The organism is Marinobacter sp. DUT-1 (assembly GCF_050379415.1).
Taxonomy (GTDB): Bacteria; Pseudomonadota; Gammaproteobacteria; order Pseudomonadales; family Oleiphilaceae; genus Marinobacter.
In genome coordinates this window covers 508,177-529,314 of record NZ_JBNRLS010000003.1, presented here as the reverse complement: position 1 = coordinate 529,314, position 21,138 = coordinate 508,177, and the positions used below count along the sequence as shown (strand labels likewise).

21 protein-coding genes and 1 tRNA gene are annotated in these 21,138 nt (G+C 61.6%); 18 read left to right on the top strand and 4 right to left on the bottom strand.

Annotation, left to right across the window (positions count from 1 at the left end; genetic code table 11):
• Positions 1 to 15 precede the first annotated feature (15 nt).
• The 14 genes from ACQUTG_RS12420 to nuoN all read left to right on the top strand — a co-directional run bounded on the left by ACQUTG_RS12420 (position 16) and on the right by nuoN (position 15,188).
• Positions 16 to 89, top strand: a tRNA-Gly gene (locus ACQUTG_RS12420).
• A 169-nt stretch (positions 90 to 258) separates the two neighbouring features.
• Complete coding sequence (gene ndhC / locus ACQUTG_RS12415; RefSeq protein WP_428919700.1) at positions 259 to 669, top strand: NADH-quinone oxidoreductase subunit A; 411 nt, start codon at positions 259 to 261, stop codon at positions 667 to 669.
• A 77-nt stretch (positions 670 to 746) separates the two neighbouring features.
• The gene (locus tag ACQUTG_RS12410; RefSeq protein WP_428919699.1) at positions 747 to 1,424 is read left to right on the top strand and encodes a NuoB/complex I 20 kDa subunit family protein; all 678 of its coding nucleotides are present in this window, start codon (positions 747 to 749) and stop codon (positions 1,422 to 1,424) included.
• A gap of 49 nt (positions 1,425 to 1,473) precedes the next feature.
• Positions 1,474 to 3,234 (top strand): NADH-quinone oxidoreductase subunit C/D, encoded by a 1,761-nt coding sequence (gene nuoC / locus ACQUTG_RS12405; RefSeq protein WP_428919698.1) that lies wholly within the window; start codon positions 1,474 to 1,476, stop codon positions 3,232 to 3,234.
• Positions 3,231 to 3,746, top strand: a complete 516-nt coding sequence (nuoE, locus tag ACQUTG_RS12400; protein ID WP_428919697.1) for an NADH-quinone oxidoreductase subunit NuoE — start codon at positions 3,231 to 3,233, stop codon at positions 3,744 to 3,746. The genes nuoC and nuoE overlap by 4 nt, the downstream gene beginning before the upstream one ends.
• Positions 3,743 to 5,113: an NADH-quinone oxidoreductase subunit NuoF gene (gene nuoF, locus ACQUTG_RS12395; protein ID WP_428919696.1), complete on the top strand. Its 1,371-nt coding sequence runs from the start codon at positions 3,743 to 3,745 to the stop codon at positions 5,111 to 5,113. The genes nuoE and nuoF overlap by 4 nt, the downstream gene beginning before the upstream one ends.
• Before the next feature lie 38 nt (positions 5,114 to 5,151).
• Positions 5,152 to 7,920 (top strand): NADH-quinone oxidoreductase subunit NuoG, encoded by a 2,769-nt coding sequence (nuoG, locus tag ACQUTG_RS12390; RefSeq protein WP_428919695.1) that lies wholly within the window; start codon positions 5,152 to 5,154, stop codon positions 7,918 to 7,920.
• Positions 7,917 to 8,900: an NADH-quinone oxidoreductase subunit NuoH gene (gene nuoH / locus ACQUTG_RS12385; protein ID WP_428919694.1), complete on the top strand. Its 984-nt coding sequence runs from the start codon at positions 7,917 to 7,919 to the stop codon at positions 8,898 to 8,900. Before nuoG ends, nuoH begins: the two co-directional genes overlap by 4 nt.
• Before the next feature lie 13 nt (positions 8,901 to 8,913).
• Complete coding sequence (gene nuoI, locus ACQUTG_RS12380) at positions 8,914 to 9,483, top strand: NADH-quinone oxidoreductase subunit NuoI (protein ID WP_428919693.1); 570 nt, start codon at positions 8,914 to 8,916, stop codon at positions 9,481 to 9,483.
• Positions 9,484 to 9,501: 18 nt separating this feature from the next.
• Positions 9,502 to 10,020, top strand: coding sequence for an NADH-quinone oxidoreductase subunit J (gene nuoJ, locus ACQUTG_RS12375; protein ID WP_064229349.1), 519 nt, complete (start codon positions 9,502 to 9,504; stop codon positions 10,018 to 10,020).
• Complete coding sequence (gene nuoK, locus ACQUTG_RS12370; RefSeq protein ID WP_343812878.1) at positions 10,020 to 10,328, top strand: NADH-quinone oxidoreductase subunit NuoK; 309 nt, start codon at positions 10,020 to 10,022, stop codon at positions 10,326 to 10,328. Before nuoJ ends, nuoK begins: the two co-directional genes overlap by 1 nt.
• Positions 10,325 to 12,199, top strand: a complete 1,875-nt coding sequence (gene nuoL, locus ACQUTG_RS12365; RefSeq protein ID WP_428919692.1) for an NADH-quinone oxidoreductase subunit L — start codon at positions 10,325 to 10,327, stop codon at positions 12,197 to 12,199. The genes nuoK and nuoL overlap by 4 nt, the downstream gene beginning before the upstream one ends.
• Positions 12,196 to 13,731, top strand: coding sequence for an NADH-quinone oxidoreductase subunit M (gene nuoM, locus ACQUTG_RS12360; RefSeq protein WP_428919691.1), 1,536 nt, complete (start codon positions 12,196 to 12,198; stop codon positions 13,729 to 13,731). Before nuoL ends, nuoM begins: the two co-directional genes overlap by 4 nt.
• Positions 13,728 to 15,188 (top strand): NADH-quinone oxidoreductase subunit NuoN, encoded by a 1,461-nt coding sequence (gene nuoN / locus ACQUTG_RS12355; protein ID WP_428919852.1) that lies wholly within the window; start codon positions 13,728 to 13,730, stop codon positions 15,186 to 15,188. The genes nuoM and nuoN overlap by 4 nt, the downstream gene beginning before the upstream one ends.
• Here nuoN and ACQUTG_RS12350 read toward each other — a convergent pair.
• Positions 15,151 to 16,461, bottom strand: a complete 1,311-nt coding sequence (locus ACQUTG_RS12350; protein WP_428919690.1) for an NAD(P)/FAD-dependent oxidoreductase — start codon at positions 16,459 to 16,461, stop codon at positions 15,151 to 15,153. The two genes, nuoN and ACQUTG_RS12350, sit on opposite strands and share 38 nt — an antisense overlap.
• A gap of 242 nt (positions 16,462 to 16,703) precedes the next feature.
• Between ACQUTG_RS12350 and ACQUTG_RS12345 the strand changes: the two genes are divergently transcribed.
• The gene (locus ACQUTG_RS12345) at positions 16,704 to 17,264 is read left to right on the top strand and encodes a TIGR00730 family Rossman fold protein (protein WP_428919689.1); all 561 of its coding nucleotides are present in this window, start codon (positions 16,704 to 16,706) and stop codon (positions 17,262 to 17,264) included.
• 46 nt (positions 17,265 to 17,310) lie between these two features.
• Here the strand turns inward: ACQUTG_RS12345 and ACQUTG_RS12340 are convergent, their stop codons facing one another.
• The gene (locus ACQUTG_RS12340) at positions 17,311 to 17,493 is read right to left on the bottom strand and encodes a hypothetical protein (protein ID WP_428919688.1); all 183 of its coding nucleotides are present in this window, start codon (positions 17,491 to 17,493) and stop codon (positions 17,311 to 17,313) included.
• Positions 17,494 to 17,583: 90 nt separating this feature from the next.
• On the bottom strand, positions 17,584 to 18,078 hold the full coding sequence (locus ACQUTG_RS12335; RefSeq protein WP_428919687.1) for an ankyrin repeat domain-containing protein: 495 nt from the start codon (positions 18,076 to 18,078) through the stop codon (positions 17,584 to 17,586).
• 125 nt (positions 18,079 to 18,203) lie between these two features.
• Between ACQUTG_RS12335 and ACQUTG_RS12330 the strand changes: the two genes are divergently transcribed.
• Both ACQUTG_RS12330 and ACQUTG_RS12325 read left to right on the top strand, forming a co-directional pair.
• On the top strand, positions 18,204 to 18,827 hold the full coding sequence (locus ACQUTG_RS12330) for a YbhB/YbcL family Raf kinase inhibitor-like protein (RefSeq protein WP_428919686.1): 624 nt from the start codon (positions 18,204 to 18,206) through the stop codon (positions 18,825 to 18,827).
• A 111-nt stretch (positions 18,828 to 18,938) separates the two neighbouring features.
• Entirely contained in the window at positions 18,939 to 19,790 is an 852-nt protein-coding gene (locus ACQUTG_RS12325) for a UDP-2,3-diacylglucosamine diphosphatase (RefSeq protein ID WP_428919685.1), read from the top strand.
• Between the two features lie 7 nt (positions 19,791 to 19,797).
• Here ACQUTG_RS12325 and ACQUTG_RS12320 read toward each other — a convergent pair whose 3' ends face one another.
• Positions 19,798 to 20,400 (bottom strand): TetR/AcrR family transcriptional regulator, encoded by a 603-nt coding sequence (locus tag ACQUTG_RS12320; protein WP_428919684.1) that lies wholly within the window; start codon positions 20,398 to 20,400, stop codon positions 19,798 to 19,800.
• A gap of 113 nt (positions 20,401 to 20,513) precedes the next feature.
• Between ACQUTG_RS12320 and ACQUTG_RS12315 the strand changes: the two genes are divergently transcribed.
• Entirely contained in the window at positions 20,514 to 21,068 is a 555-nt protein-coding gene (locus tag ACQUTG_RS12315) for a carboxymuconolactone decarboxylase family protein (protein ID WP_428919683.1), read from the top strand.
• Positions 21,069 to 21,138: the final 70 nt, after the last annotated feature.

Here is a 21,138-nt window from a genome sequence, read left to right as displayed (position 1 = left end):
GCGGCCACTGCTTATGCGGGTGTAGTTCAATGGTAGAACGGCAGCTTCCCAAGCTGCATACGAGGGTTCGATTCCCTTCACCCGCTCCACTCCTTATCTTCGCACACTACTCCCGGTCATCTGTAACATCTTTTACATCATAAGGTTGCGCATTTGCGAGTTGGATTCCCGCTTCGGTTTGCGCAATCGCGGGGCCGTTGCTAGCTTTTAAGACAGGTATCCAACACGGCAGCTGCAAGGCTGTCGAGGGGAAACTGCATGGTTGAAACGGCAGCAAATGGCATCGCCGAATATTGGGCTACCGGCTTTTTCATCCTTGCGGTAGCGGGTTTGTGCGCCTTCATGGTGGGGGCGTCCAGCCTGTTGGGTGGCCGCAGTCGCGGTATCAGCAAGTCTCTTCCCTTCGAATCGGGCATCGTCGGCGCCGGCAGTGCCCGCCAGCGGTTTTCTGTTCAGTTCTACCTGGTGGCAATGCTGTTTGTCATCTTCGACATTGAAGCGGTTTTCCTGTTTGCCTGGGCCATCGTCATCCCCGATGTCGGATGGACCGGTTTCTGGGGAGCCGCTGTATTCATCTTCGTCCTGCTGGCCGGACTCGTCTACGACAGTCGCACCGGCGCCCTGGACTGGGCACCCGAGCAGAGCCCGGCAAGCAAGCGCGGCGCATAGAAACACACTCTCCGGGTCTCCGGATTCTGCGGAATCGGGAGAGGAACGGGGTAGTGTGACCATCAAGGGAGGTTTTCATGGCCTATACCCTGACCCGGGCTGAGGGTTCTGCGGGAAGCAATACCCGTTATCCGGTGGATCGGCGCGAGAGGGTCGAGGATCCGGTCAAACAACAGCTTGAACGCAATGTCTTTACAGGAAAGTTGAGTGAAGTGCTGAATTCGGCGGTCAACTGGGGTCGCAAGAATTCCCTCTGGCCCTATAACTTCGGGCTGTCCTGTTGCTATGTGGAAATGACCACTGCCTTTACCGCGCCCCACGATATTGCCCGATTCGGCTCGGAGGTGATCCGGGCGTCGCCCAGACAGGCCGATTTCATGGTGATTGCCGGCACCTGCTTCATCAAGATGGCGCCAGTGATCCAGCAGCTTTATGACCAGATGCTGGAGCCGAAATGGGTGATTTCCATGGGCTCCTGCGCCAACTCTGGCGGTATGTACGACATCTACTCAGTGGTCCAGGGGGTGGATAAATTCCTGCCGGTTGATGTGTATGTGCCCGGGTGTCCACCCCGTCCGGAGGCGTTCCTGCAGGGATTGCAGCTGCTGCAGGACTCCATTCAGGAAGAGCGGCGGCCACTTTCCTGGGTGGTCGGTGACCAGGGCGTATACCGGGCCGAGATGCCTTCACAGCGAGAGAAATGGCGGGATCAGCGAATCCAGACCATGGAATTGAGGAGCCCCGACAAGCTTTAAAGCCGCTTGCCGTCGTTTACAACTGATTGTCAGGAGTCAAACCACGAGCATGAGCAGTAGCGCAGAAAACGCCGACGTTGAACTGGTCGAAGCCCTGCAACGGGACTTTGGCGAGGCTGTGCTTTGCTGCCAGCAGACTCGTACCGGCATGCCCGTGCTGTGGGTGTTGCGGACGGCACTGACCGATATTTTGGGCTACCTGAAGAGCCTGGATGCGCCCTACGATCTGTTGTACGACTTGTCAGCGACAGACGAGCGGCTGCGTGGCAATCGCCAGGGCCTGCCGGATTCGGATTTCACCGTTTTCTATCAGTTGATGTCCATTAACCGCAATCGGGACATCATGCTCAAAGTCGCTCTGGCTGAGGAAGACCTTAGCGTCCCTACCGCCACCGGCATTTTTCCGGCGGCCAACTGGTATGAGCGGGAAGTCTGGGACATGTTCGGTATAGGCTTTTCCGGCCACCCGCACCTCGAGCGCATCCTGATGCCGCCCACCTGGACAGGACACCCCCTGCGCAAGGATTACCCCGCCCGGGCCACGGAGTTCGATCCCTACACATTGACGGTAGAGGGCCAGCGGACCGAGCAGGAAGCACTCCAGTTCAGGCCTGAAGCCTGGGGCATGGCGCGGGAACGGGACGGCGCCGAGTTCATGTTCCTGAACCTCGGGCCCAACCACCCCTCCGCCCACGGTGCTTTCCGTATTGTGCTGCAACTGGACGGTGAGGAAATCATCGATTGCGTGCCGGACATTGGCTATCACCACCGGGGCGCGGAGAAAATGGCCGAGCGCCAGTCCTGGCACAGCTTCATTCCCTACACCGACCGCATCGATTACACCGGCGGGGTGATGAATAACCTGCCCTACGTGCTGGCGGTGGAAAAGCTGGCCGGCATCGAGGTGCCAGACCGGGTGAAAACCATCCGGGTGATGATGGCCGAGCTGTTCCGAATCACCAGTCACCTGCTGTTCCTCGGCACCTACCTGCAGGACCTGGGCGCCATGACCCCGGTGTTTTTCACCTTCAGCGACCGCCAGCGTGGCTACAAGGTGATTGAGGGGATCACCGGCTTCCGAATGCATCCGGCCTGGTACCGTATTGGCGGGGTCATGCAGGATCTGCCCCAGGGCTGGGAGAAACTGGTGCAGGAATTTCTCGACTGGATGCCACCCCGGCTGCGGGAATACGAGCGGGCCATGATGGAAAACGCGCTGGTGCGGGACAGGACCCGCAACGTGGCCGCCTTTGATACCGCCCAGGCGCTGGCCTGGGGTGTCACCGGTCCGAATCTCCGGGCCACCGGGTGCAATTTCGATCTGCGCAAACAGCGCCCCTATTCCGGTTACGACAACTTCGAATTCGAGGTGCCCCTGGGCGACCGGGGTGATGTCTTCGACCGGGGCCAGCTCCGGATCGACGAAATGCGCCAGAGCCTTCGGATCATCCAGCAATGCGTGGATCACATGCCCGCCGGGGACTTCAAGGCGGACCATCCCCTGACCACGCCACCACCCCGTGAACGGATGCTGGAACACATTGAAACCCTGATCACCCACTTTCTGCAGGTGTCCTGGGGGCCGGTGCTCAAACCCCAGGAGTCGATGCAGATGGTGGAGGCCACCAAGGGCATCAACAGCTATTACCTGACCAGTGATGGCAACACCATGAGTTACCGGACCCGGATCCGGACACCCAGTTTTCCACACCTGCAGCAGATTCCCAGCGTGATGCGTGGCGGCTTCGTGCCGGACCTGATCGCCCATCTGGGCAGCATCGATTTCGTAATGGCGGACGTGGACCGATGACGATGGAAACGACACCGACACCACAGACCATCACCACCGACGGCTTCCGGCTCCATCCGGAGGACGAAGCCGCCATGCGCGCGGAGGCCAGCCACTACGAGCAGCCCCAGGCCGCGTGCATTGAAGCGTTGAAGATCGTCCAGCGTCGCCATGGTTGGGTACCGGATGATGCGATTCCTGCCATTGCCCGGGTGTTGGGCGTGGGGCCGGCCAGTGTCGAAGGCGTGGCCACCTTTTACAGCCTGATCTTCCGGCAGCCCGTGGGGCGTCATGTCATCCTGGTGTGCGACAGCAGCTCCTGTTTCCTGACCGGCTCTGACCAGCTCCGGGAGAAGCTGACGGACAGACTCGGTATAGGCCTGGGCCAGACCACGCCCGACGGCCGCTTCACCCTGTTGCCGGTTTGCTGTCTGGGCGCCTGCGATGGCGGGCCAGCCATGATGATCGGCGACGACGTCTATGGCCCCGTGGGCGAAGAGGATCTGGCGGACATTCTGGAGGGCTACCCGTGAACAGCCAGCGCCAGTCCCCGATCTACAGAAGCCGTCTGTTGCAGCCGGGTGCCGATCGGTCGCCGGACACCCATCCGCTGACCTGGCGACTGCGGGATGATGGTCAGGTGGTGGGCCTGAAAGAATACGAATCGAAAGAAGGCTATCAGGCGGTCTCGCAGGTTTTGAACGGGCACCATCCCGGCGCCGTCATCGCCGCCATGAAGGAGGCCAATGTCCGGGGTCGCGGTGGCGCGGGGTTTTCCGCCGGCCTGAAATGGAGCCTCACCCTGCAGGGTGGCGACATTCCCCGCGGGTACATCGTCTGCAATGCCGATGAGATGGAGCCGGGCACCTTCAAGGATCGCCTGCTCATGGAACAGCAGCCCCATCTGTTGATCGAAGGCATGATCCTGGCGGCCTTCGCCAATAACGCCCGATACGGCTACATCTTCTTGCGCGGGGAGTACGTGGAATCGGCCCGGGTGCTCACCGAGGCCCTTGCCGAAGCCCGGGAAGCCGGCTGGCTCGGTCCGGACATTGCCGGCAGCGGCTTTGATTTTGACGTCGCCTTGCACACCGGGGCCGGGCGCTATATCTGCGGCGAGGAGACTGCGCTGCTTAATTCGTTGGAAGGCCACCGGGCCAATCCGCGGGCCAAGCCTCCGTTTCCCGGCCAGTCCGGGGCCTGGGGCAAACCCACGGTAGTGAACAATGTGGAAACCCTGTGCAACGTGCCGGCCGTGATGCTGCGAGGAGCCGACTGGTACCAGGGGCTGTCCGGGGATCGCACCGAGGACGGCGGCACCAAACTTTATGGCGCTTCCGGGCTGGTGAACCGGCCCGGTCTCTGGGAGTTACCCATCGGTACCACTGGCCGGGAGCTCCTGGAACTGGCCGGTGGCCTGCGAGAGGGCAGGAAGCTCAAGGCCTGGTTGCCCGGGGGTGCCAGTACCGGGTTCCTGTTGCCGGAACACCTGGAACTGCCCCTGGATTTCGACACCGTGGGCAAGGAAGGCAGCCGCCTGGGTACCGGCCTGATTACGGTGGTGACCGAGGATCAGAGCATGGTCGCGCTGATGCGCAATCTGGAAGAGTTCTTTGCCCGCGAGTCCTGCGGCTGGTGCACGCCCTGCCGGGATGGACTGCCCTGGACCGTGAAGCTGTTGCTGGCCCTGGAGCGGGGCGAGGGTGAAGCCGGCGATGTGGAGCTGCTGGACAAGCTGGCGGCCGACTGCGGCCCGGGCCTCACCTTCTGTGCCCATGCGCCCGGCGCGGCCATGCCCCTTCAGACCGCGCTCCGGCATTTCCGGCGTGAATTCGAGCAGGGCGTGTGCTATCCGAGGGGGAAGGCCCATGCCGATCCCATACCGGCGGGGGGAGCATGAAACGATCACTGGCGGCGAACAGGGAGTAAACCGGCACCATGGCAACCATCCACGTGGACGGCCAGAGCTACGAGGTGAACGGGGCAGACAACCTGCTTCAGGCTTGCCTGTCCCTGGGCCTGGATATCCCCTATTTCTGTTGGCATCCGGCCATGGGCAGTGTCGGCGCCTGCCGCCAGTGTGCCGTGCGCCAATACAAGGACAGCGAGGACGACAGGGGTATGCTGGTGATGTCCTGTATGACGCCGGCCGCCGACGGCACCCGCATTGATATTGAGGATGAGGAAGCCCGCGCCTTCCGGGCCAGCGTGGTGGAGTGGCTGATGATCAACCACCCCCATGATTGCCCGGTCTGTGAGGAAGGCGGCCACTGCCACCTGCAGGACATGACCGTGATGACCGGCCACGATCGCCGCCGTTACCGGTTCCGCAAACGCACCCGGCGCAATCAGTATCTGGGCCCCTTTATAGCCCACGAGATGAATCGCTGCATCACCTGTTACCGCTGTGTGCGCTTTTACAATGACTACGCAGGCGGGACTGACCTGGGGGCCTTCGGTTCCAAGGACAATGTCTACTTCGGACGGCACCAGGAAGGCACCCTGGAAAGTCGCTTCGCCGGCAACCTGACCGAAGTCTGCCCGACCGGTGTCTTCACCGACCAGAGCCACTCCGATCATTACACCCGCAAGTGGGACCTGCAGTTCGCGCCGGGCATCTGCCACCAGTGCGCGGTGGGGTGCAACATAAGCCCGGGCGAACGCTACGGCGAAATCCGGCGGATCGAGAACCGCTACCACGGTGAGGTAAACGGGTTTTTCCTGTGTGATCTGGGCCGTTTCGGCTATGGCTATGTGAACCGGCAGGATCGGCCCAGAGTGCCTGAGTTCCGGTCGGGCCAGGAGCGCGAACCGGCGCAGGAGCCGGAACAGCTCGGGGTGGATACGGCCCTGGCCCGGATAACGGAGACTCTGCGCCACGCCCGCCGGGTCATCGGCATAGGTTCGCCCCGGGCCAGCCTGGAAAGCAATCATCAGCTCCGGGAACTGGTGGGTGAGACCAACTTTTCCACCGGCATCAATGAGAACGAGCAAACCTGCCTCGACCTGATGGATGAACAGGGCCGAAGTTGTGGGTTGCCAGCGCCCACGTTGCGAGAGGTGGAAGGGCACGATGCCATGCTCCTGCTCGGCGAAGATCCTATGGAAAGCGCAGCGCGGCTTGGTCTTTCCATTCGCCAGGCGATTACCTCGCCGCCGGCGGAGTACGCGGCCAGGCTGGGTATCCCCCGCTGGCATGCCGATGCCATGAAAACCCTGGCCCAGGATCATTGCCAGCCGCTGTTTATTGCCTATCCCGCTGAAACCGAGCTGGACACCCTTGCCCGGAGCCGTCTGGCGCTTGCCCCTGACGATATCGCGCGGCTCGGATTTGCGGTGGCCCACGCCATCGATCCGACCGCCCCGGACGTGCCCAATCTCGACGCGACGCTGCGGTCCCGGGCCTCCGAGATTGCCCGCGCATTGCTGGCCGCTGAACGGCCGCTGGTGGTCAGCGGTGGGGCGCTGAATTCCCCGGCCATCATCCGGGCTGCCGGCAACATTGCCCGGGCATTGGCCCGGCGCGCCAAACGGGGCGGGCTGCTGTTTGTTCGCCGGGAAGTGAACAGCACCGGTCTGGCATTGCTGGGCGGTCAGCCCCTGGAGTGGGCGCTCGACCGGCTCACAGACGGAAGCGCCGATGCGGCGGTGATTCTGGAAAATGACCTATATCAGCGCCTGCCGGAAGCCGCGGTGGACGCGGCCCTGGCGAGAGTCGAGGCGTTGGTGGTGCTGGACCATCAGCGCACCGCCACGCTGAACCGGGCAACCTTCTCGCTGCCGGCAGCCAGCTTTGCCGAGGGTGATGGCACTCTGGTCAATCTGGAGGGGCGGGCCCAGCGCTTCTTCCAGGTATTTGAGCCGGGCTATCTTCGCCCGGAAGCCCGGATTCACGAAAGCTGGCGTTGGCTGCACGGTCTCTCGGCCAAACTGAACGGCGAGATACCGGGGGACATCACCCTCGACCAGGTAACCTTGGCCTGCAGCCGGGCCTGCCCGGATCTTGCATTGATTACCGGGGCCGCCCCTGATGCCGGTTTCCGCATCGAGGGTCTGCGGCTGGCCCGGGAACCCCATCGATACAGCGGCCGGACGTCCATGCGTGCCGACCAGAGTGTCAGCGAGCCACGGGTACCCCAGGATCCGGACACCGCACTGGCCTTTTCCATGGAGGGGTACAGCGGTTTCCGGCACCCGCACCAGCAGGTGCCCTTTGCCTGGGCGCCAGGCTGGAATTCGCCCCAGGCCTGGAACAAGTTCACCGACGAAGTGGGTGGCCATTTGCGCGGGGGCGACCCGGGTATCCGGATACTCAATCCCCGGCCCGGGCACTATCACTATGAGGGCGATATTCCGGCAGCCTACCAGCCGTCTGGAACGAATTACCGGGCCATGGTTCTGCCTCGCCTGTTCGGCGGCGAGGAAACCTCGGCCCGGGCAGAGCCCATTCGCCGGCGGATGGAGACATCGGTGCTGCTGCTTTCGGAAGCCGATGCCACAGCCCTGGGTGCCGAGCTGGGCGGGCTGGTCACTGTCACTGGCGAGCAGGTTTGCGTGACGTTGCCGGCCCGTGTCCAGGCGGACTGGCCCCGGGGGTTGGTGGGCCTGCCGGCCGGCAGTGTTCCGATGGGTATCGCTGATGGTCCGGTCACGCTGACCGCGGGGCCGGGTTCCACGCCGACACCCGGCGAGGAGGTGCGTCCATGAGCTGGCTGACACCGGAATGGCAGACCATTCTCTGGGCCATGTTCCAGGCCCTGGTGATTCTGCTGGGCGCGGTGCTTCTGGGCGCCGCCCTGACCATTGTCGAGCGTCGCCTGCTGGGGCTCTGGCAGGACCGCTACGGCCCCAACCGGGTCGGACCGTTCGGGCTCCTCCAGCTGGTCGCGGACATGATCAAGATCTTTTTCAAGGAAGACTGGATTCCGCCGTTTGCGGACCGGCCACTGTTCCTGTTGGCGCCGGTGATTGCCTTTGCCTCCCTGCTGCTCTCTTTCATCGTGATTCCGATTACACCCGGGTGGGGCATTGCGGACCTGCACATCGGATTGCTGTTCTTCCTGGCCATGGCAGGCATCAATGTCTACGCGGTGCTGCTGGGGGGCTGGGCCAGTGGCAACAAGTACGCATTGTTGGGCGCCATGCGCTCGTCCGCCCAGACGGTTTCCTATGAGGTATTCATGGGGCTGTCATTGATGGGCGTGGTGGCCCTGGCGGGCTCCTTCAACATGCGCGAGATTGTCGCGGCCCAGGAAGGCTTGTGGTTCGTGGTGCCCCAGTTCTTTGGCTTCTGTACCTTCCTGATTGCCGGTATCGCTGTCACCCACCGCCACCCCTTTGACCAGCCGGAGGCCGAGCAGGAGTTGGCGGACGGTTATCACATTGAATACTCGGGCATGAAATTCGGGCTGTTTTTCATTGGCGAGTACGTGGGCATGGTGCTGGTGTCTGCGCTGATCGTCACCCTGTTCTTTGGCGGCTGGCACGGCCCCTGGTTGCCGCCGGTGCTCTGGTTTGCGATCAAGACCGGGTTCTTCCTGCTGTTGTTCATCCTGCTGCGGGCCTCCCTGCCCAGACCCCGCTATGACCGGGTGATGAACTTTGGCTGGAAGGTATGCCTGCCCCTGACCCTGATCAATCTGCTGGCAACCGGCGCGGTGGTACTGCTGGTTGCCCCGGAAGGCTGAGGAGGACCCCGTTATGGAGAAGGAAAAGGTCCCGTTCATAAAGTCCGTGCTCTGGCTGGTGCCGGCGACATGGAGCCAACTGCGAACCCTCGGCATGGTGTTCATGCACAGTTTCCGCAAGCGGGAGACGGTCAACTACCCGGAAGAGGCGGTCTACCTGCCGCCCCGTTACCGGGGTCGCATCGTGCTGACCCGGGATCCGGACGGCGAAGAACGCTGCGTGGCCTGCAACCTGTGTGCGGTGGCCTGCCCGGTCGACTGCATTTCCCTCCAGAAGGGGGAGCAGGAGGATGGTCGCTGGTACCCGGAGTTCTTCCGGATCAACTTCTCCCGCTGCATTTTCTGCGGCATGTGTGAGGAGGCCTGTCCCACCTCGGCGATCCAGCTGACGCCGGACTTCGAGATGGGCGAATACGACCGACAGCAGCTGGTCTATGAGAAGGAAGACCTGCTGATCAACGGCCCGGGCAAGGATCACGATTACCACTTCTACAAGGTGGCCGGCATGGCCATCGGCGGCAAGGACAAGGGCCAGGCTCTGAACGAGGAGCAGCCGGTGGACGTGCGTTCCCTGTTGCCATAAAGCGGGAGGTAAAGACCCATGGAACTGGCGTTTTATCTGAGTGGCCTGGTGGCGGTACTGGCGACCGTCGGCGTGATTACCGGTAGCAATCCGGTGCATGCCGTGGTGTATCTGATCGTCTCGCTGATCGCCGTTGCCCTGGTGTTCTTCGCCCTCGGGGCGCCCTTTGCCGGCGCGCTGGAAATCATCGTCTACGCCGGCGCCATCATGGTCCTGTTCGTGTTTGTGGTGATGATGCTCAACCTCGGCCCGGACCAGGACAGCGACGACGCAGGCTGGCGCCATCCCAGACACTGGCTGGGCCCCTCGGCTCTTGCCCTGGTGCTGCTGGGCGTGCTTTTCCACCTGATTGCCGGGGGCGAAATGGCCAGGGTCATTGATGGCGAACTGCTGACCGCGCGGGCGGTAGGGCTGACTCTGTTCGGCCCCTGGCTGATGGTGGTCGAACTGGCGGGCCTGCTGTTGCTGGGGGCGCTGGTAACGGCCTCCCATGTGGGGCGTCGGTCGAATCCGTTGCGACAGAGGAGGCGGCCCTGATGGCGGGTATTCCCATGGAGCACGGCCTGATTCTGGCGGCCATCCTGTTTGTGCTGGGCCTGGTGGGCCTGATGCTGCGCCGTAACATGTTGTTTGTACTCATGAGTCTTGAGGTGATGCTGAACGCCGCGGCGCTGGCGTTCGTGGTTGGAGCCACGGCCTGGAACCAGCCCGATGGCCAGGCCATGTTCCTGCTGGTGATCACCCTGGCGGCCGCCGAAGCGGCCGTGGGCCTGGCGCTGATGATCCAGCTCTTTCAGCGGGCCAGGTCCCTTAATCTCGATCTGGTCAGCAGGATGCGCGGATGATGGAGTTGGCGGTTACCCTGTCGTTTGTCATGCCGCTGGTGGGCACCCTGGTGCTGGCCCTTTCCGGCGGTCGCCTGGGGCCAAAGGCCGGCGCGGTCATCGGAGTTGCCAGTGTCTGCATCGCTGCCCTGGCGACGGCCTGGGCCATTGCGCTTTATGCGGGCGGCGATGGTGCCGTTCGTTTCACGCTCTGGACCTGGATCCAGGTTGGGGCCTTCCAGCCAACGATCGGTCTGGCGGTGGATGCCCTGGCCCTGGTGATGATGGCCGTGATTACCGGCGTCGGTTTCTTCATCCATCTGTTTGCGGTCTGGTACATGGGCGGTGAGGCCGGTGTTACCCGATTCTTCGCCTGGATGAACCTGTTCGTATTCAGCATGCTCATGCTGGTACTCGGGGACAACCTGCTGCTGCTGTTCCTCGGCTGGGAAGGGGTTGGTCTGTGCAGCTATCTGCTGATCGGCTACTACTACCAGGACAGCGCCAACGGCCGGGCCGCCTTCAAGGCTTTTGTGGTGACCCGGATCGGCGACGTGTTCCTGGCTCTGGGGCTGTTCCTGATCTTCCGGGACCTTGGCACCCTGGATATCCAGCAGGTGATGGTCCGGGCCGCCGAGGTCTGGTCAGTGGGTGACCCCACGGCGACCCTCGTTGCCTTGCTGGTACTGGGCGGAGCCCTGGGCAAATCTGCCCAGGTACCGCTGCACACCTGGTTGCCGGACGCCATGGCGGGGCCGACGCCGGTCTCGGCGCTGATCCACGCCGCCACCATGGTCACTGCCGGGGTTTACCTGATTGCCCGGCTCAACGGTGTCTTTCTTCTTGCGCCGGAGGTCTTGTGGCTGGTCGGGGTGATCGGTGCTGTCTCGCTGCTCCTGGCGGCCTTCGCGGCCCTGGCCCAGACCGACATCAAGCGGGTGCTGGCCTATTCCACCATGAGCCAGATTGGCTACATGTTTCTGGCTCTCGGGGTGGGTGCCTTCGATGCGGCCATCTTTCACCTGGTCACCCACGCATTTTTCAAGGCATTGCTGTTCCTCTCGGCCGGGGCGGTGATTACCAGTTGCCACCATGAGCAGGACATGGCAAATCTCGGCGGGCTGAGAAAGCGGCTGCCGGTGGCCTACGCCGGTTTCCTGGTGGGCGGTTCTGCGCTGGTGGCCCTGCCGCTGGTAACGGCGGGGTTTTACAGCAAGGACGAGATTCTCTGGCAGGCCATGGCGGCAGACCAGCAGGGGCTTCTTCTGGCGGGTCTTCTGGGGGCATTCCTGACCTGCCTTTACACGGTACGGCTGATTCTCGGCACCTTCCATGGCGCCTGCGGCAGTGACAAGGCCAGGAACGCCGAACCCGGCACCCGTCTTCTAACGCACCACCTGCCCCTCGGCGTGCTGGCGGTGCTGTCCACCTTTGTGGGCGCCATGCTCTATCCCCACCTTGGCGGCCTGTTCCCGGTGGCACCCGGCGAACGCACCGACGCGGGCCATACCCTGTTGCAGCTGCTGGCCAGTGGCACCGTGATTGCCGGTCTTGCGGTGGCGGGCTGGCTGTTCGTGAAGCGGCGCGACTGGCTACGCGAGCAGGTCAGCAATGGCCCGGGCGCCTTCCTCTGGACTCTCTGGCACCGGGCCTGGGGGTTCGATCCGCTGTATGACTGGCTGCTGGTTCGGCCCTGGCAGTTGCTGGTGCGCATGCTGCGCCATGACCTGATCAATCTCACCATCAACCTGGTGGCAATGCTCGCCCGCTCGCTCAACAGCGGGCTGGTGCGAGCACAGAATGGCCGGACCCGGAGCTACGCCACCGCCATGATTCTGGGGGCAACCCTGATTCTGCTCGCTCTGGCCATCGGCCCGGGAGGTGTTGCGTGATCCTGGTGTGGTTGATCGTGATTCCATTTCTGGGCGGTCTGCTGTGCTGGCAGGCGGATCGCTGGGGCGAACAGGCTCCGCGCTGGATTGCCCTGGCGACCATGCTGTTTGTTCTGGTGATCAGTCTTGGCCTCTGGGTTACAGGGGATTTTGCCATGCCCTCGGGAGCGGACTCGCCCTGGCTGCTGGAATGGCGGGCCGACTGGATTCCCCGTTTCGGCATTGAAATCCATCTGGCCATGGATGGACTCTCGCTCATTCTGGTCGCGCTCACGGGCTTTCTCGGCGCCCTTGCAGTGCTCTGCTCCTGGCATGAAATCGGTCACCGGATCGGCTTTTTCCACCTCAACCTGCTGTGGATCCTTGGCGGTGTGGTCGGCGTGTTCCTGGCCCTGGATCTGTTCCTGTTCTTCCTGTTCTGGGAAATGATGCTGGTGCCCATGTACTTCCTGATCGCGCTCTGGGGGCACAGCGGTTCGGCCGGCCAGACCCGCATTCGGGCCGCCACACGCTTCTTCATCTATACCCAGGCCAGTGGTCTGCTGATGCTGGTGGCGATCCTGGCGCTGGTGTTTGTTCATTTTGGCAACACTGGCGAGCTTTCGTTCAGCTATGAGGTTCTGCTCAATACCGAGGTGCCGGAGGCCATCGCCCCCTGGCTGATGCTGGGTTTCTTCGTGGCCTTTGCGGTGAAACTGCCGGTGGTGCCTTTCCACGGCTGGCTGCCTGATGCCCATGCCCAGGCGCCAACGGCGGGCAGTGTGGATCTGGCGGGTATCCTGCTGAAAACGGCCGCCTACGGCATGCTGCGCTTCGCGCTGCCATTGTTCCCGGAAGAGTCTGCCGCCTTCGCCCCCGTGGCCATGGGGCTCGGGCTGGTAGGCATCGTGTACGGTGCCGTGCTGGCCTGCGGTCAGCAGGACATCAAGCGGCTGATCGCCTACACCAGCATCTCCCATATGGGCTTTGTCCTGATCGCCATCTACTCCGGCTCGGAACTGGCCATCCAGGGTGCGGTGGTGCTGATGGTGGCCCACGCGTTCTCTTCCGCTGGCCTGTTTATCCTCAGCGGCCAGCTTTATGAGCGCATCCATACCCGGGATATGCGCATCATGGGTGGGCTCTGGGGCCGGATGCCGACGTTGCCCGGGTTTACGCTGTGTTTTGTCGCTGCGTCCCTGGGGATGCCGGCCACGGCCAATTTTGTTGGCGAATTCATGATTCTGTTCGGCACCTTCCCGAGCGCGCCGGTGGTGGTGATTATTGCCAGTACGGGGTTGGTCATGGCCGCTATTTATTCGCTGATCCTGATGCAGCGGGTCCATTTCGGGCCGGCTTATCGTGACGGCGCGCTCGCGGGCCCGGACTGGCGGGAGTACGGCATGATGCTGGCCCTGTTGGCCCTCGTTCTGCTCATCGGGCTTTACCCGCAACCGCTGCTGGATACCACGGCCGGCATGTCCGGCGCGGTGGCAGAGCTGTTTGCCGGAGGTATTGAAAGCCTCGCGGAAACCACCGGGGAGGTACGCTGATGCTGACTGCGACGGACCTCCTGACCCTACTGCCACTGATTATCGTGGGCACGACCGCAGTGGTCGCCATGCTGGCCATCGCCTGGCGGCGCCATCACGCAGGTACGGCCCTGATATCGGGTGTTGGCCTGGTGCTGGCACTCCTGATGTTACCCGTCGCATCCACGGGATCCCCACCGCTCATGGAAGTGGATGGGCTGGCCCTGATGGCTGCGACACTGATTCTTCTGTCGGCCCTGGTTACTGTAATCCTGAGTCATCACTACCTCACCGGCTATATCGGCCCGCAGGAGGAATTCTACCTCTTGTTATTGTGCGCCACGGCGGGTGCCCTGGGACTGGTGGCCAGTGACCATCTCGCCATGCTGTTCATCAGCCTGGAACTGCTGTCGATGCCTCTGTACGGGATGCTTGCCTACAGCTTTCGGGCCGAGCGCTCCCTGGAAGCGGGTATCAAGTATCTGCTGCTGTCGGCCGCCGCCACCGCTTTCCTGCTGTTCGGTATGGCCCTGATCTATGCCCGCACCGGCTACCTTGATCTGTCGGGCATTGCGGGCGCCCTGGCGGATGGGCCTGATGTCTGGATGCTGGCTGGTGCCGCGCTGATGATCGTAGGGCTGGGTTTCAAGCTCTCAGTGGTGCCGTTTCACCTGTGGACGCCGGATGTCTACCAGGGCGGCCCGGCGCCGGCCACGATTTTCCTGGCCACGGTCAGCAAGCTGGCGGTGTTCGTGGTGTTGTTGCGGTTGGTGCTGGCGGCGCCGGTTTTCGAGAGTGACTGGTTGCAGACGTTGATCACGGTGCTGGCGCTGTTGACCATGCTGGGCGGGAATCTGCTGGCCCTGTTCCAGTCGAACCTCAAGCGGCTGCTGGGCTACTCTTCCATTGCCCACTTCGGTTACCTGCTGGTGGCCATTGCCGTCGGCAATGCGCTGGCCGTCGAAACCACCGGGGTTTACCTGGTGACCTACCTGGCGACCACCTTGGCAGCGTTCGGGGTGGTAACGCTGATTTCCAGCCCGTTCGGAGGCGAGGACGCTGATGGCTTACCGCTCTATCGCGGCCTGTTCTGGCGGCGGCCCTATCGGGCGGCGGTGATGACGGTGAGCTTCCTGTCGCTGGCAGGTATTCCCCTGACCGCCGGATTCATCGGCAAGTTCTATGTCATTGCCCTGGGTGTTGCCGACAGTCGCTGGTGGCTGGTGGGCGGTGTTGTCGCCGGCAGCGCCATTGGTCTGTATTACTACCTGCGGGTGATGGTGACCCTGTATCTGCCTGAACCGGGGATGCGGCGCCGGGATGTCACCAACGACTGGGGCAGCCGCCTTGGCGGCATGACCCTGGTTACTCTGGCGGTTGTCATTCTGGTGCTGGGCATCTACCCCGCCCCCATGATCGACTGGGTGCGGGAACTGAGCGTCAATGCAGCTTCAGTCTCGGATGCATGGCGCGGCTGATCCGGTCCATCAGCCAGATGATCCCGGTGCGGAACATGCCGTGCAGAGCCACCTGGTGCATCCGGTAGAGGGACAGATAGAACATGCGGGCCACCTTGCCCTCGATATACATGCTTCGGCCGGACAGGTTCCCCATCAGGTTGCCGACGGTGGTGTACCGGCTGAAATTGATCAGTGACCCGTGGTCGTTGTAGACGAAGGGCACATCTTCCTTGCCGTCCAGACGGTTGCAGATAGTCTTGAACAGGGCATCGGCCTGCTGGTGTGCTGCCTGGGCCCTGGGCGGCACCGGTCGGTCGGAATCCGGCTGCGGGCAGGCGGCGCAATCCCCCATGGCGAATACGTCGACATCCTGGGTGGTCTGCAGAGTCTGTTCCACCACCAACTGGTTGCTTCGGTTGACCTCAAGCCCGTCCAGCTCGGCCAGAAAGGCGGGCGCCTTGATTCCGGCCGCCCATATGGTCATTTCCGACAGCAGTTTGGTGCCGTCCTTCATGACAATGCTGTTTTCCCGGACTTCGCTCACCGGCTGGCCCGTCAGCACCTTGACATGCTGGCGCTCCAGTTCCCGGGTGGCCGCGGCGGAGAGTCTTCCCGGCAGAGCGGGCAGAATCCGGTCGGCTGCCTCGATCACGGAAATGGAGACGTCCGAGGATTGCAGGTGGTTCATGCCGTAGACGGGCAGTTCCCGGGACGCCAGTCGCAGCTCGGCAGCCAGCTCCACTCCGGTCGCCCCGGCGCCAATGATGCTGATATTGAGGGTGTGTTCGTGGCCCTGGAGTGCTTCGTGGTTCTTGCGCAGAAAGGCATTGAGCATCAGGTTGTGGAACCGACGGGCCTGTTTCAGGCTGTCCAGGAACAGGCAGTGTTCCTGGGCACCGGGGGTGCCAAAGTCGTTGGCGGTGCTGCCGACGGCGATTACCAGGGTGTCGTAGCTGATTGCGCGCGCTGGCACTACCTCCCGGCCCTCCTCGTCATGAAACGGGGCAATGACGAGTTTCTTCGCCTTGCGGTCAAGCCCGCTCATGCGCCCGAGCTGGAATTCGTAGTGATGCTTACGGGCATGGGCGCGGTAGTTGATCTCATTGGCACTGGCGTCCAGGGAGCCGGATGCGACTTCGTGCAGCAGGGGTTTCCAGACATGGGTCAGGCCGGCGTCGACCAGGGTAATCCGGGCCTTACGCTTCTTGCCCAGCTTGTTGCCGAGGCTGGTCACCAGCTCCAGACCGCCGGCACCGCCGCCGACCACCACGATATGAGGAAGGTTATCCATAACTATCAGACCTTGAAGTGAAGAAAGCCAAACACTCTTGCGGCCAAAAGTGCTTGGCTGTCCTCACTGGGAAAGGCATCGTTAAAGGTAGGGTGCTAATGCTGCCGAAGTAATACTAACGCGGAGCCGGGCACCGGCACAATTGCACTGAAGGCGGGTTTGCATCCGCCAAAACATTTAACTGCTTTGGTTGAATGCCCATAATGTCGACTATCCGAACAGTCTGGGAGTGGGAGAAACCGATGAAAGTTGCAGTTTATTGCGGGTCCAGGTCCGGCAACAATCCGGTGTTCGTGGACAAGGCCAGGGAGCTCGGTACCTGGTTCGGTCGCCGTGGCATCGATGTGGTCTTTGGTGGCGGCCATGTCGGTTTGATGGGCATCGTGGCCGATGCCACTCTGGCCGCCGGAGGCCGGGTCTATGGTGTGATTCCCGAGAGCCTGAGGGACCGGGAGCTGGCCCATGATCGCCTGACCGAACTACACGTGGTCCGTGACATGCACCAGCGCAAGGCCCGGATGGCGGAACTGGCGGATGGGTTTCTTGCTCTGCCGGGCGGTATCGGCACCCTGGAAGAGCTGTTCGAGGCGTGGACCTGGGGGCAGCTGGGTTTTCACCAGAAGCCTTGCGGTCTGTATAACATCAATGGCTTCTATGATCCCTTGCTGGCCATGGTGCGGACCATGCAGGAAAGCGGCTTCCTGAACCAGGAATACATTGACATGATCATTCAGGCCGAAACCCCGGAGGCGGTGATTGAAGCCTTCGAAGGTTACCGGCCACCCCACGAGAAATGGACGTGAGATGGCACAGGTATCGCGCTGGCAGGAACGCCGGTGAAGTCTGGGATCAGCTGCTTTCTTCGCCCCGGGCTTTCTTCAGTTCTTCGAGTTTTTCGTGGAGCAGTTTTTCCAGCTTGATCAGCTGCTCGCGATTCTTTTCGTTGGGCCTGTTGGTATACAGGTCCACGTAGGTCTGGGTCACCGAACTCAGAATCGGATGCAGTTTTTTGTAGTCCTCTTCTTCACTCATACTCGCTCTCCTTGGTGTGGGCTTTCTGATAGTAACTATGGTTGATCTGGCGTCATGATCAAGGGCAACTGCCCGACGCTTTGACCCGGGTCATTCCTTGTTCTCTGTAGCCAATCGTCGTGCGGCATCGGAGGCTCCGTTGGTTTCCGCGAGGTCCAGGGCGCGGGCCCCATCCCTATCGGTGACCTGAGGGTCGGCTCCGGCCTGTAGCAGAAGCTCGAGTATTCCCACCTCATTGGTCATTGCTGCAGACATCAGCGGCGTACGCAGCTGGTTGTTGGCGAGGTTGGGGTTGGCACCCTTCTCCAGCAGGAAGCGAACAGTGTCGGTATGGCTATGACCGGTGGCCAGCATCAGCAGACTGTCGCCATCACTCGTCCGTATATCCACAGGTACGCCAGCCTCCAGAAGCGGTTGGAGCATGCGGGTGCCGCCGTTGCGGGCAAGATCGAACAGGCCCTGGGCAAGGGCGATGGCATCCTCATCCTTCTGGCTTTCGGGCTTCTGTGGACTGCCTGGGTTCTGGTCGCTCATGGTGACCTGGGTCTCCGTTGGTTGGGGCATGGCGATGGTCAAACGTGGCATACGTCGTTGTCTGCTAATCTGGACATAGGGTCGACACCACTGTTAAAACCGTTTGTATCAAAGATCTGGTCGCCGACTGGCAAAATCAACCAGGTCAACGTCAATTATCAACAGGAGACATTGCTGTGAAACTGCAGGTCCGAGGTATTGAAGAAGGTCAGCCGATTCCCGAGAAGTTCGCGTTCGGCGTCTTCAGCGAAGAGGACCATATGAGCTTTGGTCCGAACAGGAACCCGGAGATAATCTGGGAGGATGTTCCCGAGGGGACCAAAAGCTTTGTGGTGATGATGTTTGATCCGGATGTGCCAAGCGTGGCAGATGACGTGAACCAGGAAGGCAAGACTGTCTCGAAGGACCTGCCCCGGGTGGACTTCTTCCACTGGTTGCTGGTGGACATTCCCGCCAACGTGAATCGTATTCCCGAGGGCGAGGACAGCGATGGCGTAAGCCCGAAGGGCAAGGACCATGGCCCCGGTCCGATCGGTGTACGCGGCGTCAATAACTACACCCAGTTCCTGGCCGGTAACCCGGATATGGCTGGCACTTACGCCGGTTACGATGGTCCCTGCCCGCCCTGGAACGACGAGATTATCCATCACTACCATTTCGAGGTTCATGCACTGGATGTGGACAGCCTGGGCCTTGAGGGTGAGTTCGATGGTAACGATGTCCGGGAAGCCCTGAAGGGGCATGTGCTGGGCAGCGCCCGGGTAACCGGTACTTACACACTGAATCCGGACCTCCGCTGATACGACTCGGGTAATCAAACTGTCGCGCCAGTGTCACCCGGCTGTCACCGGGGCTTGCCATGGTTCTCTTGAGGAACCTTTAACGCAGGCCCTGAGCCAACGGGAGGCACCGTGCGACAGTATCGTAGTGTATTCATTTCCGATGTCCACCTGGGAACAGCCGACTGCCAGGCCGAGTACCTGTTGGATTTTTTGCATAACACCCGGTGCGAGACCCTCTACCTCGTTGGCGATATTGTCGATCTGATCGCCATGCAGCGGCGCTCCCATTTCCCGGACTCCCACCGCAAGGTTATCCACAAGCTGATCGATCTGGCCGCCTCCGGCACCCGCGTGATCTACATTCCCGGCAATCACGACGAGTTCTTCCGGCGTTTCTGTGGCCAGACCCTGTCGGGTATCGAATTGAAGTACAAGGCCGTCCATACCACCGCGGATGGTCGGCAATTCCTGGTGTGTCACGGGGACCAGTTTGATCAGGTAGTGCGCTGTAGCCCACTGATGCTGCTGGTCGGTGACCGCGCCCACGGGTTGTTGCTTCGCCTGAACCGCTGGTTCAACGCCTTGCGCCGGTTGCAGGGCAAGCCCTACTGGTCACTGGCGGCGTGGCTGAAGAGCCGGATCGGCAGGGCCCGCACCTTTATCCGGCGGTTCGAGCTCGCGGCGCTGACGGTGGCGGAAAAGGGGCATTACGACGGCTTTATCTGTGGCCACATTCATTCGGCGGGCTTCCTGCGCAGCGAGGACGGCCTGTACTGTAACGATGGCGACTGGGTGGAACACTGCACGGCGCTGGTGGAGCAGGAGAACGGGAAACTGGAACTGCTGCACTGGTCCGAATCCCCCTCCGTACTGGCGGTGGAACCGGATGTGCCCCATCCGGAGGTTTGCGGGGATGCCCGGCCAGTGCTCGATAGCGTGCCGGCCGGGTTTGTGGAGCAGGTGAATCGCCTAGCCAGCTGAGCCGAGGTCAGTCCGCACGATAGGCTTCGAGAATCCGCGCCATATCATCACCCAGGGCTTCCAGTTCGGCATCAGGGAGGTTGCGCTCGGCGATGGAGCGTAATCCCATGATCTGGCTTTGCAACAGCCGCGCAAGGCGCCCGGAGTCGACGGAATCTTTCAGTTCACCACGTTCCCTGGCCTGCTCAAGCAAGTCTGCAAAGGACTGCTCTATCGCGCCGAGAATTGCCTGCGCCTGTTCGGACAAGCCCGCGTGAGTGTTGCTGGATTCGAGCAGGGTTTTGACGATGAGGCAGGCCCGGGAGGGGGCGATACCTTTATTGGTACAACCCAGGGCAATCCGGCGGAGATAGTTCTGGAGTCCTTCGATGATGGAATCGTAACCGGCCATGTGCTCGGCCAGCTCCGCGCCGCCGGCTTCGGCATAGCGGGTCAGGGCTTCCGAGTACAGACCATCCTTGCTACCAAAGGTGGCGTAGATACTGCCGGGCCGCATATCCAGGGCCTGCTCGATCTGCTTCATCGAACTGCCGTGGTAGCCCTTTTCCCAAAACAGGCTGACGGCCCTCGCGAGGGCGGATTCCCGATCATAACTTGGAGGTCTGGGCATACCGATACCATCTGCGGTCACTTTGAATGTTCGCTCAATTATATCTTGAATGACTGCTCAATAACAGTTAGTCTCGATGTTGTTGAGCGAATATTCAAGAACGGAGATACACCATGGCTGATTTCAAGTTGCATGACATCGAATCTGCTCCGGAAGGCGCCAAGCCACTTCTGGAGAAGTCGCAAAAAGGTTTTGGCATGATCCCGAGTCTCCATGCTGTTATGGCGGAATCTCCCCAGGTTCTGGAGGCTTATCAGAAGCTGCATCAACTGGTGCTGGACAGTAGTTTTGATAACGACGAAAAAACCGTAGTCTGGCAGACCATCAATGTCGAGAATGCCTGCCATTACTGCGTACCGGCCCATACCGGCATCGCCAAGATGATGGAAGTCTCCGACGACATCATCGAGCCGCTGCGTAACGAGACGCCGCTTCCCAACGAAAAGCTCGAAGCGCTTCGAGACTTCACCCTGGCGGTGATGCGCAAACAGGGGAACGTCAGTCAGGACGACCTGGATGCTTTCTTCAAGGCAGGCTACGGACACCGGCAGGTGCTGGACGTCATCCTGACCCTGTCCCAGAAGACCATGAGCAACTACATCAACCACATTGCCCAGACGCCGGTTGATGAGCCGTTCAAGAAGTTCGCCTGGAGCAAAAACCAGTAAACCGCCGGTTCAGGCCGTGTGGTTGATTCCACACGGCCTGCCAGCGTTCTTTTACCTTCCCGATGCCCCT

What these genes read in the sequence shown, in the direction of transcription:
- nuoI (WP_428919693.1), top strand. Translation starts at nt 8,914, where the DNA reads ATGGAGAAGGAAAAGGTCCCGTTCATAAAGTCCGTGCTCTGGCTGGTG.
- nuoK (WP_343812878.1), top strand. Translation starts at nt 10,020, where the DNA reads ATGGCGGGTATTCCCATGGAGCACGGCCTGATTCTGGCGGCCATCCTG.
- ACQUTG_RS12350 (WP_428919690.1), bottom strand. Translation starts at nt 16,461, where the DNA reads ATGGATAACCTTCCTCATATCGTGGTGGTCGGCGGCGGTGCCGGCGGT.
- ACQUTG_RS12315 (WP_428919683.1), top strand. Translation starts at nt 20,514, where the DNA reads ATGGCTGATTTCAAGTTGCATGACATCGAATCTGCTCCGGAAGGCGCC.
- nuoC (WP_428919698.1), top strand. Translation starts at nt 1,474, where the DNA reads ATGAGCAGTAGCGCAGAAAACGCCGACGTTGAACTGGTCGAAGCCCTG.
- ACQUTG_RS12410 (WP_428919699.1), top strand. Translation starts at nt 747, where the DNA reads ATGGCCTATACCCTGACCCGGGCTGAGGGTTCTGCGGGAAGCAATACC.
- nuoH (WP_428919694.1), top strand. Translation starts at nt 7,917, where the DNA reads ATGAGCTGGCTGACACCGGAATGGCAGACCATTCTCTGGGCCATGTTC.
- ACQUTG_RS12345 (WP_428919689.1), top strand. Translation starts at nt 16,704, where the DNA reads ATGAAAGTTGCAGTTTATTGCGGGTCCAGGTCCGGCAACAATCCGGTG.
- nuoL (WP_428919692.1), top strand. Translation starts at nt 10,325, where the DNA reads ATGATGGAGTTGGCGGTTACCCTGTCGTTTGTCATGCCGCTGGTGGGC.
- ndhC (WP_428919700.1), top strand. Translation starts at nt 259, where the DNA reads ATGGTTGAAACGGCAGCAAATGGCATCGCCGAATATTGGGCTACCGGC.
- ACQUTG_RS12320 (WP_428919684.1), bottom strand. Translation starts at nt 20,400, where the DNA reads ATGCCCAGACCTCCAAGTTATGATCGGGAATCCGCCCTCGCGAGGGCC.
- nuoE (WP_428919697.1), top strand. Translation starts at nt 3,231, where the DNA reads ATGACGATGGAAACGACACCGACACCACAGACCATCACCACCGACGGC.
- nuoG (WP_428919695.1), top strand. Translation starts at nt 5,152, where the DNA reads ATGGCAACCATCCACGTGGACGGCCAGAGCTACGAGGTGAACGGGGCA.
- nuoJ (WP_064229349.1), top strand. Translation starts at nt 9,502, where the DNA reads ATGGAACTGGCGTTTTATCTGAGTGGCCTGGTGGCGGTACTGGCGACC.
- ACQUTG_RS12340 (WP_428919688.1), bottom strand. Translation starts at nt 17,493, where the DNA reads ATGAGTGAAGAAGAGGACTACAAAAAACTGCATCCGATTCTGAGTTCG.
- ACQUTG_RS12335 (WP_428919687.1), bottom strand. Translation starts at nt 18,078, where the DNA reads ATGCCACGTTTGACCATCGCCATGCCCCAACCAACGGAGACCCAGGTC.